The sequence below is a fragment of the Shewanella sp. VB17 genome, from assembly GCF_013248905.1.
In the GTDB taxonomy this organism is placed as follows: domain Bacteria; phylum Pseudomonadota; class Gammaproteobacteria; order Enterobacterales; family Shewanellaceae; genus Shewanella.
In genome coordinates this window covers 127,949-145,507 of record NZ_JABRVS010000001.1, presented here as the reverse complement: position 1 = coordinate 145,507, position 17,559 = coordinate 127,949, and the positions used below count along the sequence as shown (strand labels likewise).

At 40.6% G+C, this 17,559-nt stretch carries 13 protein-coding genes; 8 read left to right on the top strand and 5 right to left on the bottom strand.

Annotated features, from left to right (window positions below):
* Positions 1–28: 28 nt before the first annotated feature.
* Positions 29–709 carry an acireductone synthase gene (gene mtnC, locus HQQ94_RS00610; protein ID WP_173292627.1) on the bottom strand — a complete coding sequence of 227 codons (681 nt, stop codon included), beginning with the start codon at positions 707–709 and terminating at the stop codon, positions 29–31.
* A gap of 466 nt (positions 710–1,175) precedes the next feature.
* Between mtnC and HQQ94_RS00605 the strand changes: the two genes are divergently transcribed.
* Both HQQ94_RS00605 and HQQ94_RS00600 read left to right on the top strand, forming a co-directional pair.
* Complete coding sequence (locus HQQ94_RS00605) at positions 1,176–2,648, top strand: right-handed parallel beta-helix repeat-containing protein (protein WP_173292626.1); 1,473 nt, start codon at positions 1,176–1,178, stop codon at positions 2,646–2,648.
* A gap of 762 nt (positions 2,649–3,410) precedes the next feature.
* A complete protein-coding gene (locus HQQ94_RS00600; protein WP_309247223.1) occupies positions 3,411–4,283 on the top strand; it encodes an EamA family transporter in 873 nt (290 codons plus the stop codon).
* Positions 4,284–4,363: 80 nt separating this feature from the next.
* On the opposite strand, the gene hutI is transcribed toward HQQ94_RS00600, so the two are convergent.
* Entirely contained in the window at positions 4,364–5,590 is a 1,227-nt protein-coding gene (gene hutI, locus HQQ94_RS00595) for an imidazolonepropionase (RefSeq protein WP_173292624.1), read from the bottom strand.
* A 192-nt stretch (positions 5,591–5,782) separates the two neighbouring features.
* Between hutI and hutC the strand changes: the two genes are divergently transcribed.
* From hutC to HQQ94_RS00570, 5 genes are all read left to right on the top strand, one after another.
* Positions 5,783–6,484: a histidine utilization repressor gene (gene hutC, locus HQQ94_RS00590; protein ID WP_173292623.1), complete on the top strand. Its 702-nt coding sequence runs from the start codon at positions 5,783–5,785 to the stop codon at positions 6,482–6,484.
* A gap of 159 nt (positions 6,485–6,643) precedes the next feature.
* Positions 6,644–8,314: a urocanate hydratase gene (gene hutU, locus HQQ94_RS00585; protein ID WP_173292622.1), complete on the top strand. Its 1,671-nt coding sequence runs from the start codon at positions 6,644–6,646 to the stop codon at positions 8,312–8,314.
* Between the two features lie 3 nt (positions 8,315–8,317).
* A complete protein-coding gene (hutH, locus tag HQQ94_RS00580; protein WP_173292621.1) occupies positions 8,318–9,850 on the top strand; it encodes a histidine ammonia-lyase in 1,533 nt (510 codons plus the stop codon).
* Between the two features lie 200 nt (positions 9,851–10,050).
* Entirely contained in the window at positions 10,051–11,418 is a 1,368-nt protein-coding gene (locus HQQ94_RS00575) for a hypothetical protein (RefSeq protein WP_173292620.1), read from the top strand.
* A gap of 805 nt (positions 11,419–12,223) precedes the next feature.
* Positions 12,224–12,772 (top strand): hypothetical protein, encoded by a 549-nt coding sequence (locus HQQ94_RS00570; protein ID WP_173292619.1) that lies wholly within the window; start codon positions 12,224–12,226, stop codon positions 12,770–12,772.
* 253 nt (positions 12,773–13,025) lie between these two features.
* On the opposite strand, the gene HQQ94_RS00565 is transcribed toward HQQ94_RS00570, so the two are convergent.
* Both HQQ94_RS00565 and HQQ94_RS00560 read right to left on the bottom strand, forming a co-directional pair.
* On the bottom strand, positions 13,026–13,616 hold the full coding sequence (locus HQQ94_RS00565; protein WP_173292618.1) for a DUF3157 family protein: 591 nt from the start codon (positions 13,614–13,616) through the stop codon (positions 13,026–13,028).
* Between the two features lie 71 nt (positions 13,617–13,687).
* Positions 13,688–14,224 carry a TonB-dependent receptor gene (locus tag HQQ94_RS00560; RefSeq protein ID WP_173292617.1) on the bottom strand — a complete coding sequence of 179 codons (537 nt, stop codon included), beginning with the start codon at positions 14,222–14,224 and terminating at the stop codon, positions 13,688–13,690.
* A 184-nt stretch (positions 14,225–14,408) separates the two neighbouring features.
* Here HQQ94_RS00560 and HQQ94_RS00555 point away from each other — a divergent pair, with 184 nt between their 5' ends.
* Positions 14,409–15,668: a mechanosensitive ion channel family protein gene (locus HQQ94_RS00555; RefSeq protein ID WP_173292616.1), complete on the top strand. Its 1,260-nt coding sequence runs from the start codon at positions 14,409–14,411 to the stop codon at positions 15,666–15,668.
* A 115-nt stretch (positions 15,669–15,783) separates the two neighbouring features.
* Here the strand turns inward: HQQ94_RS00555 and HQQ94_RS00550 are convergent, their stop codons facing one another.
* Entirely contained in the window at positions 15,784–17,355 is a 1,572-nt protein-coding gene (locus tag HQQ94_RS00550) for a hypothetical protein (protein ID WP_173292615.1), read from the bottom strand.
* Between the last annotated feature and the right edge of the window lie 204 nt (positions 17,356–17,559).

Here is a 17,559-nt window from a genome sequence, read left to right as displayed (position 1 = left end):
TAGATATTTTGTTTTAGCTGTTTGGTTATCATGAGAAGGTTAATTCAGCAAAACTGGTAATTTGTGTGTGTGATCCAGTTGGCTGATCTTGGCTTCTAACCATCTGTAGCGTGCGCATACCAGCCTCTTCAGCCGCCTTAAGCTCTTCAACAACATCAGAAATAAATAGTACCTGCTTAGGAGCTAAGCTGATGGTGTTAATGATATTACTGTAAGCCTGTTTAAACAGTTTATGACCAGTACGGGTATCGAAATGACCGTCAAAGTGAGGGGTCAAATCGCCGCCATCACTGTGACTGAATAGTAATTTTTGTGCTTCGACAGAACCTGATGAAAAGCTATAAATACGTATTTTTTGCTGTTTTATATGTTCAATCTCTGCGATGAAATCGGGAAAAATATGGCCAGTAAATTCGCCACGGTCATAACCTTGCTTCCAAATTAGGCCTTGAAGTGTTTTAAGGGGGGTGGCTTTACGATCTTCTGTAATCCAGAGTTGCAGAATGTCTATTACACGCTCTAAAGAAGCATCTGGTTCAAGGGCGATGTCTTTGACATCACAAATGCAGTTGTCGATGAGAACATTGGACTTATTTTCTACTAAAAATTCTGCTATGGCTTTAGCTGAATAAGGAAAAAGCGTGTCTCTAATAAAGCTTAGATCGGTTGTCGTACCTGCTGTATCTACAACTATGGCTTTGATACCCATGATGTCTGCTTACTCCGCAATGCGTTACTGTTAAGTGTGCCTGTTTACACAACTTAAATCCTATGCTGAAACGTGTACTATTACTAGTGAATTATCATTTTCTATAGGTGTGTGCCGCTCGGCGATCCTGATTTCTATCAAAAAATTGGCTTTAAAGCCAAAGTGAATTTAGTTTGACCTGATGTCCCAGTTAAATACTGTCAAGCATTTAGTTTCAGCAGTGTGATCCTTAAAGGTGTCGTCACTTACCATGCTAAATTTTACGCTCAGGATTGAATTAAGTTGCGATTAAATAAAACTTGTCGGTGTTAATTTGCTGGGGGATTGGTATGTTAGGTTTGAGAGATTAAAACCGCGATTAAACTTCATCATTAAAGCTTAGTAAGAGTATTAATGTAATAAAAATTCATATCACTCAACTATTGGTCGCCTTTGAATATTTTAGGATTTTAATAAAGGGATATTTATGAAGTTAATAAAAAATATTGTCGCTATATCTTGTTGTGTTTTTTCATTTATTGGTAATGCTTATTCGGCATCTGTTTGCACTATAGAACAAAAGGCGGAAATATTAGCGCCAGTTACTCACGGTAATAAAGATTCATTGATTAACTGTAATTTAACATTGTCACCAAATGATGTTATTACACAGAGAGTCCAATTTATCGGAAATGCATCTAGTAATGTTACGTTGGACTGTAACGGTGGTCGTATTGACATGACTAAAGCTCGACAACTAGGTATTTTTAGTCAAAATGATGATGCTGTTTGGGTGCGTTCACAATTAAGGAGGGGTGAGTGGCACCGACCTGAACATGTAACCATTAAAAACTGTAAAATTGTCGGTGGGGTGAGGGTTTGGGGAATAAGTAAGAATGGAGAGGGCAAGGAAACGAACGCTTCATCTCATAAACCTGGACATGTGAATAGGCTGCGTTCTACTGCACCGTACCATACACGAATTATTAATTCGACAATTACGTCTGATAAAAGGACCCATTTATATATTGCTACGGGAGCGAGTAATACATTAGTAGACAGTGTCAAATTTAGGGGGTACTCGGACTCTGTGAGCCTCTATTTAGGTGCAGAGACAACTAGAACAACGATTAAGAATAGTTATTTCTATGCTGGCGGGGGAAGGGAAAAGGTAGCAATAGATGCTTCTAATTTTAATGTACTAGAGGGTAATTACTTTAGTGGGATAAATAATGGTGGGATTTACCTGTATAGAAATTGCGGTGAGGGAGGTACTATCCGTTATACAACACCAAGCCATAATACAATTAGGTACAATAAGTTTTATTACAATAAATATAAAGGGTCAAATAAAGCAATTTCAATGTCAAGTAGGGATGGGAATCGTAGTTATTGTGACGATGATGGTAGATATAAGATACCGAACTCAAGTTCAACCAATAATCGAGATTTTGCAGTAAGTAACGTGATTTTTTTAAATCAATTCTTGAATAGAAATCCTGAAAGATATATGACAGAGGGAGCGAGTGCGTTAGGTAAAAATACTATGTGGGGTAACCTAATGGTGAATAAATTCACAAATATATCCGCATCTACGGCAATCACCAGATCGTCACATCAATGTCGAATTACTGGCAATAATGCTGGATGTGGCTTTTACCTTGGTTGCCCTGTAGGTTATGAAATTGTTGGTGCCCGTAGTAACTGTAATCTAGAATGGCCTCCAAATGATGCCAAAACCTTGAAATTGCCGAAGCTTGGTAAAATGTGGGTAAGTAAGTCTTCCGATCGTACATCCCATGGGGTTTGCCTGATTGGCAAGTTTAGTAACGCTGTCAGCATGCCAATTGATGGTATCTATGAGGGGGCTAACAAGTTGTATGCATCCTGTAAGGAATATGACCGCAATGGTGGTGACTGTGGAATCAATGCGGAAGTGGTTTGTGCTAAAATCAGGTGATTTTTTACAGGTGTTTGAGATGATGTTTGCCTTTTTATTATAAAGCGCTTTTTGACCGAAATAAGCCTGCTCGAAGAAAATAGGTAATCAGATGTGGGCATGGCAGCGAGCTTTCATGTCGTGCTCACAAGGATATTCTTATCTGAAATCCAGCTTATCGTCCATGAATTGTGTTCATAAGCTCAGAAATCGAATGTATCTATTTTATTCACCGTCCCGCAGAGACCAGCTCCCCTGCTGGGAAGCGGTAGATAACCATGAAGCTATGGTTAATATTATCAAAACTAATAAAACCAACTTAAATGAAACTGCAAAAACGATGAATCAGTTTCATTGCTTAGGCTGCTACATTATTGATGTACTATGTGATCATTTTTAACCACTTAAAGGTTAACCACCAGATTACATGTGGGGATAGCTGGGTGGACATAGAATCTTGATTTTCATCTATAAAAACAACGGCTGTTACTATAAATTTTACAGAGTGATTAAGCAATAAGGTTTGATGTATTTAGCTTTTCAATGTGCTTTCGGGTTTAAAATTATGATTTTGTAATAAAAAGGTAAGGTGGTTTTTTATTGGAGTAAAAAGATATTTTATGTCCCTTTATTGCAAGAAATGTATAATAGCGGCAATGTTAAATATGACTTAAATTCTGCGGTTGTTTTATTCTTCCCAAATCGACGACTTATCCTGCTTGTTATTGAGGTGATCTAGTGGCTGAGTGAAGACATGTCAGCAATGCTAGCCAGAAATATAAGGTGGTTTTCTTGGTATACTTATTGGTAAGCACATTAATATGGTCATTTTCATTTAGCTTGATCGGAAGCCAATTAAGTAGTGTCGATCCATACCTTGCCATCATGATTAGAGCTGCCCTGGCAATGGTGTTTTTTCTTCCTTTTATCAAGCCTATGCGGATATCTAGTATTAATGTTAACATGATGCTTGTTGGAGCAATACAGCTAGGGTTAATGTACTGTTTTTATTTTAATGCATTTAGATATATCAGCGTCAATGAAATCCTGCTTTTCAACATAACCACACCTATATACTTAATATTAATCGATAATCTAATCAAAAAAAGAAATTTAACCAAAAATTTAATACTGGTTATCTGTTCTGTTGTTGGCGCATATGTCATCAGAGACACCATTATAGGATCTGATGTTATTATTGGTTTTTTGCTCATACAAGGTGCTAATTTATGCTTTGCTATGGGACAGGTGATGTATGGCAAGGTGGTGATCAAAAATAAGCAGATAAATAATTTTGCCTATTTTTATTTTGGGGCATTTTTAGTGTCACTTATTGCTTACGCAGGATTGGGGGATGCTAATAATCTCATCATCACTGACGAACAACTTATCACATTGGTATATCTGGGAATAGTAGCATCTGGTTTAGGGTATTATTTATGGAATGTTGGTTCGAAACTTGTCACAACAACGCAATTGGCAATCGCTAATAATTTGTTAATACCTGTCGGGATTTTGGTCAATATTACCCTGTGGGATGGCGAGTTTAACTTAATAAAACTCACGATTGGCTCTGTTATCATCATGGCTACTTTATACATCGATATTAAAAAAGCGAGGAAACCACAAGTTAATTTAGACACGAAAGATATCTGATTCTGGATTCAATTAATCCGTTATGATAACGTCACATTAAGCCTACAACGATGGGCAAGCCCATCGTTTATACTGCAAAATTATTGATGTACTACTTGCCCATTTTTAACTACCTCTAGGCATACTCCAACGCCATAGGAGTAGGATAATTGAGCGGGAGTTGTGATATCCCATAAACAAAAGTCAGCCTGCATGCCGGTAGCTAACATGCCGACTTTATCTTCAATTCCTAACGCTTTAGCTGCATTACGGGTCATTCCTGCCAGGGCCTCCTCGGGGGTTAGGCGAAACAAGGTACAACCCATATTGAGCATCAGTAGGCTTGAGCAAAGTGGAGATGAACCTGGGTTGTAATCGCTGGCCAATACCATTGGGACTTTATGCTTGCGCAGCAGGTCGATAGGCGGCATTTGAGTTTCGCGAAGGAAGTAAAATGCCCCAGGAAGTAGGGTGGCGCAAGTACTACTTTTACTTAGGGCTTTAACACCTGCTTCATCTAAGTATTCAATATGATCCACCGACTTAGCGCCGAGTTTGGCCGCCATTGCAGCGCCGCCTAAGTTTGATAGCTGCTCGGCATGCAGCTTGACATCGAGTCCTGCATTTTGGGCTGCTGTGAGTATCTGTTTGCTTTGCTCGACACTGAAGGCGATATTCTCACAGAATACATCGACGGCATCGGCTAAGTTCTCTTTGATCACCGCGGGTAACATTTCATTAATCACTAAATCGACATAGGCTTCGATATTATCTTTGTACTCTGGGGGAATCGCATGAGCGCCTAAAAAGGTGGTTTTTACATCGACGTGATGATGCTTACCGAGTTCGCGAGCAACTCTGAGTATTTTCAATTCTGTTTCTGTGTCTAATCCATAGCCTGATTTAATCTCGACTGTAGTGACGCCTTCTTTAGCTAAGGCATTTAGTCTGATTCGACCGAGTTCGAAAAGCTCGGCTTCACTGGCTTCACGGCAGGCGTTAACCGTTGCAATTATGCCACCGCCATTACGTGCTATTTCTTCGTAACTTGCGCCCTGTAAGCGTTGCTCAAATTCGTTAGCGCGGTTACCTGCAAAAATTAAATGGGTATGAGCATCAATCAAACCTGGGGTGATCCAACCGCCTTTACCTCTGTAAAGAGGTGTTGACATAACATCAAATTCTGGCAATTCACTCCGTGGGCCGATCCAAGCTATCTTCCCCTCTTTTATCGCCATCGCAGCATTGAGTATTTCGCCGTAAGGTACTGATAAAGAAGGGTCCATACTGGCTATGTTAACGTCAATCCATACTTGATCCCAAGACATAGTGTGCTCTCTTATTTGAGGTGTTCATGCATAGTAAATAAAATCGTGATCTAACGTGTACTTGCTTGTATATACAAGTTAGGATTATAGCGGTAATGTTAATCATTTGAAAAGGGTTAATGGTTACCATCAAAGTACCTTAAGTAAAGTGACAGTAAAGCTTAGTGTAATCGTTAAATTTAAGGAAAGCTTATGGCTACGCCAAAGTTTGTTGAAATCAAACAGTACATTTTAGCTCGCATCGAGTCAGCTGAATGGGAAGAACACACGCGTGTCCCGTCTGAAAATCAGTTGGCTGAACGGTTTGGGTGCAGCCGCATGACAGCAAGGCGTGCGTTAACTGAGCTGGTGGATGGTGGCGTGCTTGAGCGTTCTCAAGGTTTAGGGACTTTTGTTGCTGAGCTAAAGTCTCAGTCATCCATGATGGCCATTCGTAATATTGCTGATGAAATTAAAGACAGAGGACATGGCTATACCGTTAAGCAGTTGACACTGTCCCCAATAGAAGCCATTGCACCTATTGCTATTGCACTTGGGTTAGAAGCCGGTACTCAAGTGTATTATTCAGTGCTAGTGCATTGCGAAGAAGGTGTGCCTTTGCAACTTGAGGAGCGTTTTGTCAACCCTAAGCTAGTGCCTGATTATTTGGATCAAGATTTTACTAGGTTAACCCCTCATGAGTATTTATCACATGTTGCTCCGTTGACTGAAGCACGCCATACATTAGAAGCCGTCGTCGCCAATAAGCATAATCAACAACATTTAAATATCCAAGCTACAGAACCTTGTTTACAAATTCTACGACGTACTTGGTCCCGGGAGGGGGTGGTGAGTTTCGCAAGATTAATACATCCAGGTAGTCGGTTTCGTTTAGGAGGCCACCTGACTTTTTAAAGCAATGGCAATATCGCTTTAAAATCGATGGCGTGGGTAAAAAAAGGTTAACCCTAAATACAGATGTATATACAAGTTAAAAACCATAAAAATAAGTAGAGCGATAGAGTTCTATATCAAAGATATATCAACAAATAAATTGAAATGAGGTTAGATCAAATGGATAAAAGACACGATCCAAGTCGCCGTATCATTGCCCCGCATGGCACACAACTGAGTTGCAAGAGCTGGTTCACTGAAGCGCCGATGCGTATGTTAATGAACAACCTTCATCCTGATGTTGCCGAGCGACCGGAAGATCTGGTTGTTTATGGTGGTATTGGTCGTGCTGCTCGTGACTGGGAATGCTATGATAAAATTATTGAGGTATTGCAACGGCTTGAGGAAGATGAAACCTTGATGGTGCAATCTGGTAAGCCTGTGGGGGTATTTAAAACCCACAATAATGCTCCTCGGGTGATTATAGCCAATTCAAATTTAGTGCCTCATTGGGCCAGTTGGGAACACTTTAACGAGCTAGATAAAAAAGGCTTGGCCATGTACGGTCAGATGACCGCAGGCTCGTGGATTTACATCGGCTCTCAAGGCATAGTCCAAGGCACTTATGAGACGTTTGTTGCCATGGCTAAGCAACATTTTGGTGGCTCATCCGCGGGTAAGTGGATTTTAACCGGTGGCTTAGGCGGCATGGGCGGGGCGCAGCCGTTAGCAGGGACGATGGCGGGTTACTCTGTACTAACCTGCGAAGTCGATGAAACCCGTATCGATTTTCGTCTACGAACCCGTTACCTTGATAAAAAAGCGACCTCACTTGATGAAGCCTTAGCCATGATCAATGATGCTAATGAGCGCGGTGATCCTGTTTCTGTCGGCTTGCTTGGAAATGCTGCAGATGTATTTGCTGAGCTGGTCGAGCGTGGTATTACTCCTGATGTGGTAACTGATCAGACTTCGGCTCATGATCCGCTAAACGGTTATTTGCCACAAGGCTGGACATTAGAGCAAGCCATCGCAATGCGAAAAAGCGATGAAGCAGCAGTGGTCAAGGCGGCTAAACAGTCGATGGCAGTGCAAGTTAAGGCAATGCTCGCTTTACAAGCGGCGGGCGCTGCAACCACTGACTACGGTAACAATATCCGTCAGATGGCATTCGAAGAAGGGGTTGACAATGCCTTTGACTTTCCAGGCTTTGTGCCTGCTTATGTTCGTCCTCTTTTTTGTGAAGGTATTGGCCCATTTCGTTGGGTGGCACTTTCTGGTGATCCAGAAGATATCTATAAAACCGATGCTAAAGTCAAAGAGTTGATCCCAGATAACCCCCATTTGCATAACTGGCTAGATATGGCCCGTGAACGTATCGCATTTCAGGGATTGCCAGCACGTATTTGTTGGGTTGGCTTAAAAGACCGTGCTCGTTTGGCATTGGCTTTTAATGAAATGGTTAAAAATGGTGAACTGTCTGCGCCTATTGTGATCGGCCGAGATCACTTAGACTCTGGCTCTGTTGCTAGTCCTAATCGTGAAACCGAATCCATGTTAGATGGCTCTGATGCGGTATCTGATTGGCCATTGATGAATGCACTACTTAACACCGCAAGTGGCGCGACTTGGGTATCGCTGCATCATGGTGGTGGAGTAGGCATAGGCTTTAGTCAGCATTCAGGGGTGGTTATTGTGGCTGATGGCAGTGATGATGCGGCGGCGCGAATTGGTCGAGTACTTTGGAATGACCCTGCAACAGGGGTGATGCGTCATGCCGATGCTGGATACGAACTCGCTAAGATGTGTGCTAAAGAGCAACATTTAGACTTACCTATGTTGGAGCAGTAAACAATGGGTCATTTAATATTACATCCAGGTACTTTAACCTTATCTCAAATTCGTCAAATTAGTCGCAGAAAAGTTAAGTTAACTTTGGCCGAAGATGCCATTGCAGGCATTCATGTCAGTGCTGGTTTAGTACAGCAAGTATTGGATGAAGGCCGTACTGTTTATGGTATTAATACCGGTTTTGGTTTGTTAGCGAATACGAAAATAGCCGCCGATGATTTGCAATTGCTCCAGCGTTCAATTGTGCTGTCACATGCCGCAGGTATTGGTCAATATATGCAAGATGCGACAGTGCGCTTAATGATGGTATTGAAAATTAATTCATTGAGTCGTGGTTTTTCGGGCATACGCCTTGAGGTGATTAACTTTCTTATCGAGTTAGTGAATGCTGAAGTGTACCCGTGTGTACCAGAAAAGGGGTCTGTAGGAGCATCGGGCGACCTCGCACCGTTGGCGCACATGTGCTTGCCGCTGCTGGGAGAGGGGGAAATGAGCTATAAAGGACAGATTTTAACGGCTGCAGAAGGTCTTGAAATTGCTGGGTTAAAGCCTATTGAACTTGCGGCTAAAGAGGGATTAGCCCTGCTTAATGGTACTCAAGCTTCAACAGCACTTGCCCTTGAAGGCTTATTTAATGCAGAAGATCTGTTTGCAGCGAGTTCGGTTATTGGCGCCATGAGCGTCGAAGCTGCCATGGGCAGTCGTAGTCCATTTGATGCCCGAATTCATGCTGCTCGTGGTCAACAAGGCCAGATTGACTCAGCGGCGATTTTTCGTCATCTATTGGGCGATGAATCCGAAATAAGCCTAGATCATGTTAATTGTGAAAAAGTGCAAGATCCTTACTCATTACGGTGTCAGCCACAGGTATTGGGGGCATGTTTAACTCAAATACGTCATGCAGGTGAAGTGTTGGGCACAGAGGCTAACGGTGTGACCGACAACCCACTGGTGTTTCAAGATACTGGCGACATTATTTCAGGTGGTAATTTTCATGCTGAGCCCGTTGCTATGGCAGCCGACAACTTAGCGATAGCGATTGCAGAATTAGGATCTATTGCTGAGCGGCGTATTGCGCTATTAATTGACTCTAGCTTGTCTAAGCTGCCACCTTTTTTGGTTGACAATGGCGGTGTGAATTCAGGTTTTATGATCGCGCAAGTCACTGCGGCGGCATTGGCATCAGAAAATAAGACTTACGCGCATCCCGCATCGGTTGATAGCCTACCAACCTCGGCTAACCAAGAAGATCATGTGTCTATGGCCACGTTTGCTGCGCGTCGTTTGCGGGATATGTCAGAAAATACCCGTGGCGTATTGGCAATTGAACTATTAGCGTCGGCTCAGGGGTTAGATTTCAGAGCGCCGCTACAACCAAGTATAGCCATTGCCAAGGCCAAAGCTGAGTTACGCGAAGTGGTGGCCTATTACGATAAGGACAGATTCTTTGGGCCTGATATCGAAGCATCGAATGATTTGTTACTTACTGCGAGTTTTAATGCTTATCTACCAGAGGGGGTTCTTTCAAGTTTGTAAGTAATTTGAACTCAGAATATATCCAAATCTTCTCAACATGCAGGATTTGCATGTTGAGAAGTGATAGGAATAATGGATAACACTTTATGTTTTTTGTTCTTTAGTTGTGTGGAATTTGTTTTAATTGATGTTTGTTTTTGTTGGGCTTAAGTAGTGTTATAGTGTTTCTTTTTTAAGTGCATTTTATACAGGGAATAATAATGAAAAGGATATCTTTGCTTGCGGCTTCAATTGCTCTCATTCTTACTGGTTGTGGTGGAAGTGATGGAGATGATAGTGGAACAAAAAAAAATACAGGTAGTGGTGCGATAACTCCTAGTGCTTACCAAGTGACGGCAATTGATGGTTATTTGGAAAATGCCACCGTTTATGTTGGTGAGCAATGTAAGACATTGATAGGTAAAACGGATCAGCAAGGTAAAATCAGTATTGCTAATGAACACAAGCAAAAACCCGTTTGTGTAATGGCTAAGAAAGGTGAAACCATTGATGCTACTCGGGGGGATATAACGAAAGATTTTATTCTTAAAGCTCCTGCTGGTTATGATGTTGTTAATCCGATGACGAATATGGTGATGGAGAGTTTATCTGCTGACGGTAATGTTTCTCAACAAGAAGCGGAGCAAGCAGTGATAGACTTGCTTGCTGGGCTAGGATTAAACATATCTGAAAAAGATGTTTTTGGTGACTATCTCGCTGCCAATGAAGAGATTAATAAAGTGCTAAATGCAGTTGGTGAGTCTTTAGTCGATTTGGACACCGCGGGACAGGACGTTAGCATAGAAGATAAAGTTAAATTTATGCAGAGCTTAATGCTGTTAATACAGGATCAGTTAGACGACCTTGAGCACTTTTCCCCTGCAATCGATTTCTCAGCAGAGGGCATCCCTCAAGTGAGTAAAAATAATCGACCAAGTATGATCTTAGTAAATGCACATAATGACCTAATGTCTCAATTTATAGTGGGTGGAGAGGTGATCCAACCCATTTATGTAGCGGATTATTTTGAAGATAAAGATGGCGAACCCCTGACTTATGCCCTTGAAGGGGCACCAGAAAACTTGTTATTCGCAACTGACAAACTTGCAGGTTTGAGCATAAATGAACAAGGCATTATTTCGGGAAGTATAGATAAAGAAGGTGATTTTAGTTATCGCTTTTATGCTATTGATGAACATGGTGCAATGTCATATCCTATTTATTTTGACGTGGATGTTGATGACGATAATATAATGATGAAACCTGCTGTTAGTAAGTTTTTTCTTGATAGTTACAATGAAGATTTATCTCACATGAGTACGATTCAAGGGGAAGTGGTTAACGAACGTTTGTTTATTGGTAATTTATTCACAAACCTTACTCAAGAGCATGAACTTTCAGTTAGAACGGATATTAAGGGTCTGACGGTATCGTTAGAGGATGAGTTTTTGTTGATTTCTGGTGCTAGCGAAGTTTTTGGAAATTATCCTATTTCTGTTTATGCTGCCGCTAATAAACTTAAACCTGATTCTATTCAACGCGTTTTTGCTGATTTGTCTCTTCCGATTAGCCAAGCAATAAATGAATAAACGTTTAGTTTTACAAGCGTTATATTGTCTGCTGTTTTATAGATAACAGAAAAATATACGATGAAAGTCGGGACATCTATGGACGTTCCCGGTTAGTCAAGGTAGTACTCATCTAGCCAAGGTATTTGTTACCTTGGTTTCTCTGCTAACTATTGCCTCTCGTCACGTGTTTATTAACTGACTCTTTTCGCTTTAAGCGATAGTGCTGACCTATCTTTTATTCAGGAGGCGGACTTAACATGTTCTGGTGAGAGATGTGTCCCTGATGAATTCCATACCAACACACCTAAAAGTATTTGAACAGCCAGTGGGGTTGTTAACCCTTGTCTCTAACGGGTTTATGTAGAGGTAAAGTTGGGACAGGCATATCTTTTGTTCGCTGAGATTGCTCCGCGCTTATCATCTCGAATAATATGTGCTTATTATGAATCAACGACATTATGTGCACCGACTATTTGGCAAGAGGCTTGCTTTTTTGAAGGTACATAGTCTTTTGCTTAGGTTATCAACATCGTTCAATCTCGATTTCTGTGTGAATTCTCCCCTCCAATTACAGATGATATATTACATAACTCACTATTGATTTAAAATAAAAAATACTTTAAATTCAATAAGCTAAATCTACTTTTGGCCATTTACGGAAAGTAAATATCGATAATAGTTAACATCATTATCAATTCAATAATTAGCGTTGCATATTTCGAGAGTTACAATCGAGCTTATGTATTTTAAATGTATACAATTGTTATTTTTTAAAAAATGAAACGCTCTATATTCTAAATTATTTGATTAAGAGGAAATATTTATGCCTTACAATTTTTATAGGGGAGATACGAGAACTAAAGCTGAATTAGTACGTGCAGGTGGGTTTAAAGCTTGGGTGCCTCTGACTCTGACTCAAGCGATAAGTTTAGTCAATCGTTTTAACAATGCGAATACCGCAGATGTCGATTTACCTTGCCAGGCACACCGAATTAAAGCGCAGGTCAATACAAGTAAAAAAGCTAAATTACTTGATTTAACCAGATATGTAAAAGTGATCAAGGATCGTACAAGTGTTCAAGTGTCTACCGATCTTACAGAAGAGTGTGGTGGATACACTAGCGGAAATATATTTAAGATCCAGTTTGATAATTTGTATGCTCATGATGCAAATACTGGGATCGTAACGGCTAATCCTGCTACTTTAGAAGTCATTAGTCATTTTGGTGCTCAAATCATAACGGATACCGGAAATTTGGCTACGGCGAGTATCATTGCTATCACGAGCAAGGGTCAGGAAGTCTATTTTCTTACTGCGATCCCAGCAAAAAATATAATAGGGTACAAGTCTGGACGGGGTGTTTGGCAGTAGTTTAAAAGGATAATGTGTGCTCTTTATTTAAGAAGGGTCTGTGAGATGCTGGCTGTTAATTTCATATAGAGTCATCTTTGTGGGCTCTGTCAAAACGTCAGGCCCACAAAGATGTGTAATGGTGCAAAGATAAAGCGAGTAGCGATGCAGTTCAATAAAAGAGATTAACATTTTATACCAAATGCATTAAGCCATTGTTCTTTCAGTGGAAATTTAAATCTCTGAATTGTTCATATATTTAATGCAATTGGTATTACATCCTTGAATCCATTTCTCCTATTTTTAGGCTCATCAATTTTTTAGTCCATAGGGTAGGCTCTATCCCTTCAATCCAAAATATTCTACTTTCACGTTGCTGGCCTTTACGTAGATAGGTATCAGGCATCCTGAAAATGGCTTTCCAAACCTTGATGGTTTCTGTTTTCAATTGCTTACCCGTGTCATCAAAAAGATTGATGTCTAGCTCGATTAATACATAATGCTCAGAGCTGGAACTGACCAGATCGAAGCTCAGGCCTAAGCGACCATCTTCATCCCACTGACTGTTAATAAAACTAACTTTTACGTCACCTTTGGCGGTACTTTTAAGCAGTGCTGCTTGCGACATGGCATGGGCGTTTAAGGTTGGTGTTGCCGCGATGGTGGTGGGCGATGTACTGGTGGTAATAGCGGCTTGAGCAACTAATGTATTAGTCTCTAAAATGACATACTCCCAAGTGAAGTCATCGTTGAGTCTGACTTTTGCACCATTGTCTAAGATCATCGTGGTGATTTCAGCTGCCATGGCGGGAATCGTCAAGACTGCAAGTGTGATTACGACTAAGGCTTTGCGTATGTTGTACATAGGTTTGCACCCAATGATATAAGTTGACCCTAGCATAAACGTAAAGTTAAGGACTTTCATCGAAAATTAAATTACATTGCATAACCTATGCTCAACACAGCGGATTCTGTAGCTGAATTATAGCCTGCACCTAGCATGAGTCCCATATCCATCATATAGCGAATACCCATTTCTGCTCCCCAATCAGTATTAGACTCTTCTTCCCAGATGGGGACAGCGTCAGCCATTTTGTTAGACATTCCAGTGGTGAAATTTGTTTCATGGGTATAGCTTACGGCCCCACCATAGAAGCTGAATTGCTGACTTAAGCTGTAGCTAAGGCCAAAGCGCCACATATTATCTTGGGTATAGCCCTCGGCTGGCGCGATGAGATCAAGATCTTGTTCTTGACTGGTAGCATAACCGAGATAAAAACCCCAACTGGCGTAGTTTCTATCGTGATGATAGGAAGCAATAGTGATACCATACATATTATTTTCAGCGGGTATATAATCTACACTGATACTTGTTTTAGGTTTGAAACCTAATGTCGTATCAGCATCGATTGGATTAGCAGTGGCATGTGAACTGGTCACTAACCCAATGAGTATGAATAAGTATTTCATCATCGACATCTTCTTATTTTTAACGGTATTAAAAGTAAATTGTTGATAATCTCGATTCATCAGTCAATTGAAAATGGTTAAATTCCTTTTAAAATAAAGCCTTGTGAATGTAAAGTGTTTTTGTTGTATGTTATTGATTTTTTTGTGTTATCTTTTTGATACTAATGTTGTAAGAGGAAGTTGTATTGTGGATCAAGAATTAAGATTGCGAATATCTCAGTGGTTATCAGATTTGGGAATAAACAGTACACCATCAGATGATGTTTCAACGTCTATATTGGTGATGGCTTGTTTTGTGTTAGCAATGGTGGCCTATTTATTTGTCAGAAGTGGCGTTGTTAAAGCGATGAATATTGTCATTCATCGTTCTAAGGTCAATTGGGATGACATTTTTATGCGGCATAAGGTATTGGAGAAGTTCTCTTATGTTGTGCCGGCACTTGTGCTTAATCTGTTACTTCCATTAGCATTGCAAGAGCATGAATTGATAAGCTCGCTGATTGATCGGCTGTTGAATGTCACTATTGTTGTGATGCTCGTGCGCGCAGTCTATAGCTCACTGGATGCGGCCAATGAGATTGCCGATGTCAATTTGGTGAGTCGACGGTTGCCGATTAAGAGTTTTGTGCAGTTATTTAAACTCTTTCTTTTCTTCGTGGCTATTATCATTTCCATTTCTGTTCTGGCTAACCAATCGCCAGTTTACTTTCTGAGTGGTTTAGGTGTTGCGACTGGTTTGGTTATGTTGGTGTTTAGAGATACCATCTTAGGTTTTGTGGCAGGTATTCAGTTAGCGGCTAACCGTATGGTGAGCATGGGCGATTGGATTCAAATGGATAAGTATGGTGCCAATGGTGACGTTGTTGAGGTATCACTCACCACAGTTAAAGTACGTAATTGGGATAAAACTATCACCATGATCCCTGCTTATGCGCTGGTATCTGATGCGTTTAAAAACTGGCGAGGTATGTCTGAGTCAGGAGGAAGACGGATTAAACGTGCCGTTGCTATTGATATTCATAGCATACATTTTCTTGCAGAAGATGAGCTCATTCGTTTAAGCAAAATTAACTATCTTAAAGAGTATTTTGCGACTAAAAAAGATGAAATATCAGGCTTTAATGGTAATGTGAACGATGCTGATATGCTAGTGAATAGTCGTAATTTAACAAATATAGGGACTTTTAGAGCCTATTTATTAGAGTACGTGAAACAACACCCTTTAATCCATAACGACATGACGTTGCTGGTACGTCAGTTAGATCCAACGGCGGAAGGCGTACCTATTGAGTTATATGTCTTTACAACTGATATTCGCTGGAGTTTTTACGAAGGTATACAGAGCGATATTTTTGATCATATCTTTGCTATTTTACCAGAGTTCGGACTTAGGGTATTTCAAGGGCCAACGGGATTAGATGTTAGAAGTTTGAGAGACCCGAGCTAGCGCTTTTATTTACCCCGATTCGAGGGTGTTGAATCAGTTATTGAATCAGGCATCGAACTTAACAGATGAGTTTAAGTTCGATGCAAGTATTTAATCGTGCTATTTTTATGTGAATTTATTCTTCGAGTATCTGTTTAGTTATCCCAACTCTTGATAAAGCGGCTTTTTCCAATGGTGTTAGCTGTGATGTATTTGAGATATAACTTGATGGTGGGATTGGTTTATCTACACCGGGGTTAAGTTTTAAATTTAAACAATCGATCATACCTTCAATAACAGTACTGTATTTGACTGCTGTCGAAATCATCACTGGGTCCTCTACGTTGAAGGTGACTTTTTCGACGGCAACATCAATTACGCCTCGTATTCTGTCACCAAATGCACCATCTAGTTGCTCGTATGCCTGCTGTAGATAACTATTTGGCATTAGATCTAATTGTGTTGTTATTAAACCTTGATTAAATGCCGATCGGGCGACAGCATCCATGAGTTGTTCTGGTTTGCCGACGTTGTGCGTCGCCCAAGCCTGGTTAGACTCTTCGATGAAGGTTCGAACGCTGGTTAGAATGTTACTTATGTTAGGACGCGTACTTGAAAGTTCGTTGATGCTTGCTCCTAGGTTGCCTGCGCCATTGAGTTCATTGTTTTGAGGGTTGGTTGATAATGCTAATTCTCTGAGGAGCTGAAGATCACCGAAGCTTACCGCGTTATCTTTTATTTGGTAAAAATTAATATTATCAGAGGAAATGGCATCCTGTAGGTTGTTAATGGTATCACTACTAATGTGCACTTGTTTACTGGGCGCAACACTCATTGACAAAAGGCTTATCGCATCTAGGGCACTACTGCGGCCAGAATCTTGCGCTGAACGCCCGCCTCCAACTCCCAAATCATGATCTTTCTCATATCTATTGGCCACGCTTTGGCTGGCATTTAGGTATTGCGTAGTGATTTCAGTTTGAGGGCCTAGCGCTGCACTATCAACATTTGGATTGAGGTAGTTGCGAAAATCTTCAGCTAATTCGGCGATTGATTTGGCTATTTCATTGAGTGCTTCAGCTGCGCTTTGTAAATCTTCTGCTGACGTTTTTTCCACAAAGGTGCTGGCTGTCGAGCCGGTTGTAGCCCATTGCTGGAAAGGAATACCTGCAACATTTTTTTTGAGTATTTCACTCACTGCAGCTTTATCGTCGTCCGAACCGAATTGTTGAATACATCTGAGGTCGGTGGCTGTGGATCTTAGTGCCCCATTACCAGAGGCAAGTTCATTGTGCTTGTCCTTTAACTCTGCGGCTGAGAGGTTCTCCAATATGTTGAGTTTAGAAAACCCCTTTTCAGCAATCAGTTCAAGTGCCATTTTACCCATAAGTTGTTCTGCCGATAATGCTGCTTGAGGAGTGACGCTTTGAGGCTTTCCGCTATTATCTGAATTTGAACTTGAAAATAGGTTATTAAACCAATTTTCAAATTTATTACCTATAGTGGTGAAACCAGCAAGTAATTTGTCTTTAAGTGTTTCTTTTTGCTGAGTTTCATCGTGTGTTGTGAGTCTGGTTGCATTGGCATCGACTGGGACAGAGCTGACACTCTTGCCGTTTAGATTGCCAGCAGCTGTTGCTGCTGGAATCTCTTCTAGTTTTTTATAGCTTGTTAATATAACAGGGTTTACTGCTGATAATTGTTCCACTGCTGATAATTCCTAATAGAGGTATGAATGCGTTGAAGCTATGTATATTGTAAGTGGAACTAAAAATAGAAAATGTCAGCATGTGTCGTTTATTTTTACTTTTGTAATAAATTATTTATATTTGTTTGCTTTATGTAAGCAAACAACAAAAAACGGACGAATAATGATAGTCGTAGGGATTAAGATAAGGTCTACTGTGTTCTT